This is a genomic window from Phyllobacterium sp. P5_D12 (genome assembly GCF_054049495.1).
Window position 1 is genome coordinate 1 of the sequence record NZ_JBFUMG010000673.1, and the last position, 2,143, is coordinate 2,143.

The following is a 2,143-nucleotide window of genomic DNA, read 5'->3' on the forward strand; positions in this document are numbered from 1 at the left end:
GTTTTTAAGGGCATTGGCCATTTCCTTGCGCGGGACATCGTGCGCACGGTCGTCGCTTGTGAAAATGATGTCGGCGGCAAGGCCCAACACCTCATCCTCGGTCCAGCCGAAGATATTTTCGGCCCCGATGCTCCATGACGTGACATTGCCGGAAAGGTCAGAGGTCAGAATGGCGTAGTCGATCGCACTTTCAAGAACCATTTCTGCGATACGTGGGTTTGTCATTTGAATCCTTCGCATTGCAGTGGAAGATCAAAAAGGCATGCCACCCCATACACGGTGCAATTGCAAGTGCTGGATTCGGTTGTTTCTGAGCATTGAGAGGAACGACTTGGAACCTCCAACCTTGGCGATGCGTCAATCTCGAGCTACGCAGCACTCGACAAGGCACGCAGTGGGAGGGCATCGGCTACTCGTTCATGTGCCATCCATCCGTCCTCGTAGGATCTCAGTCTTGCTTCGGCTCCTTTTTCAACGGCAGCATCAGGCGCAACGTGAGAAAGGTGAAGAGCGAGATGATGAACGCCACATCATAACTCTCAAGTCCGACCGCTATACCAATTGCACCGGTTGACCAGATGCTGGCCGCTGTTGCGGTGCCTCGCACAGAATTCTTGAGTTGCAGGATAGCGCCGCCACCGATAAAGCCAACGCCAGTAATCAGTCCCTCGATGATACGGGCCGTAGCTTCCGGATTGCCGGCCGTAAGATTTTCGGTCCCTTGAATCAGTCCGCAGCTTGCCAAGGCCACAATGGGAAAAGTCCGCACTCCCGCACTACGCTCCTCGCGTTCTCGATCCAGACCAATCGGAAAAGCCAAGATATAGGCGACCGCCAGAGCAAACACGTGTGGAAATACCGGCAAGGAATTGAGGTAGTGAAACGTTTCGAGCAATGAATTTCCCCCAGACAATCGGTTAAGTTTGCAATTTAAGCGCTGACGGATCGGGCTAGGTTCTAGTCACAGATGCCGTATCCCTTAACATTCTTAGAGCCCAGATTGCACGTATCACCTCTCTCTCGGTCCAGCCGGCCGCCATGGCGTCGTTCAGCAATTGAATAGTTTTATCGTCTCGCATATCTACCCAATCGATCATGTTGAACCGCGGCTTAATGGCCTTTTCACATTCATCCCATCGATCGGGATCTCCAGACCGTAGTTTTGGCCCTGCTACACGCGCAGCCACAGGTCGACCTCTTCGCCAGTAATCCCCTTTGCTCGCATCATGTCGGAAAGAGCACGCCTTACCTCCCCTTCGCTCCAACCGGCGTCAATTGCCTCTACAATCAAATCTTTCAGGGCTTCGGGAGACCGATCCTCGCTTTCGGCAATCACCGTAAAGCGCTCTAGCAAGGCCCGCTCACACTCAAGCCAGCGATTGGGATCGATGGAAGGTAATGTCGGGGACGTTACTGTCATTCGGATCTCCCAGTTCGATCTGTCATGCGTCGCGAAGAGTCGTTTGCAGCACCCCCACCGTTAAATCTATCTCATGGAGAGTGTGTGAGTTCAGCCTCGATGTTCTTGCGACTGCCTCCGTGTTTAATAATCAGCTCTAGGGCGCGCTTCTTGCTTATATCGAACTTGAACATCAGATACTCGACTTCATGATCCTCGCTGGCTGAGACTTTCGACCGGTCCCGATTATCCTGTTTCTGCCTGTTGTCGGCCATTGCATTTACCTCCGCCTGCAAATTACACAGCTAACAATGTTGAAAGGAAATCGTTCCACGCCTGGCGTACGTGACCTAATAAGTTGTCGCGCTGAGGCCAAGCTTCTTTGATCCGCACCCAGAGCATTTAAAGGCGACCCGCAAGAGCCGCCTTCAAATGTCCTAACGAAAAAGTTGAGTTTAGAGACGGAATATCGCCAGTGGATACCAGTATCCGTCATTGTGACGACGATATCCGCGGCGTTGTTCGCGATAGCCACGGTGGCCATTCCAGTAGCCGCGACGATCACGACGGTTCTCAAAGCGATCATTGCGGCGTTCATGGCGCTCCCAGCGCTTTCGATCATTCCGCTGTTCATATCGACGATAGTCTTTGTGCTGTACCTGTACGATATTGGAGGCGGCAGGAACGACCTGCACTGCGACCGGAGCTGCCGAGACTGTAGCAAGTGATGTCAGGCCCATGAAG

The 2,143-nt window shown here is 53.0% G+C and carries 4 protein-coding genes and 1 pseudogene; all 5 read right to left on the reverse strand.

Annotated features, from left to right (window positions below; genetic code table 11):
* Positions 1-225, reverse strand: a 225-nt coding sequence (locus ACXJ5O_RS25095; RefSeq protein WP_457302280.1) for a PAS domain S-box protein, incomplete at its 3' end; no start/stop codon positions are given.
* 223 nt (positions 226-448) lie between these two features.
* A complete protein-coding gene (locus ACXJ5O_RS25100; protein WP_457302281.1) occupies positions 449-895 on the reverse strand; it encodes an MgtC/SapB family protein in 447 nt (148 codons plus the stop codon).
* A gap of 276 nt (positions 896-1,171) precedes the next feature.
* Positions 1,172-1,420 (reverse strand): hypothetical protein, encoded by a 249-nt coding sequence (locus tag ACXJ5O_RS25105; protein WP_457302282.1) that lies wholly within the window; start codon positions 1,418-1,420, stop codon positions 1,172-1,174.
* Positions 1,421-1,491: 71 nt separating this feature from the next.
* The gene (locus tag ACXJ5O_RS25110) at positions 1,492-1,674 is read right to left on the reverse strand and encodes a DUF3606 domain-containing protein (protein WP_457302283.1); all 183 of its coding nucleotides are present in this window, start codon (positions 1,672-1,674) and stop codon (positions 1,492-1,494) included.
* A 189-nt stretch (positions 1,675-1,863) separates the two neighbouring features.
* Positions 1,864-1,959, reverse strand: a pseudogene (locus ACXJ5O_RS25115) (BA14K family protein); the annotation flags it as partial.
* Positions 1,960-2,143: the final 184 nt, after the last annotated feature.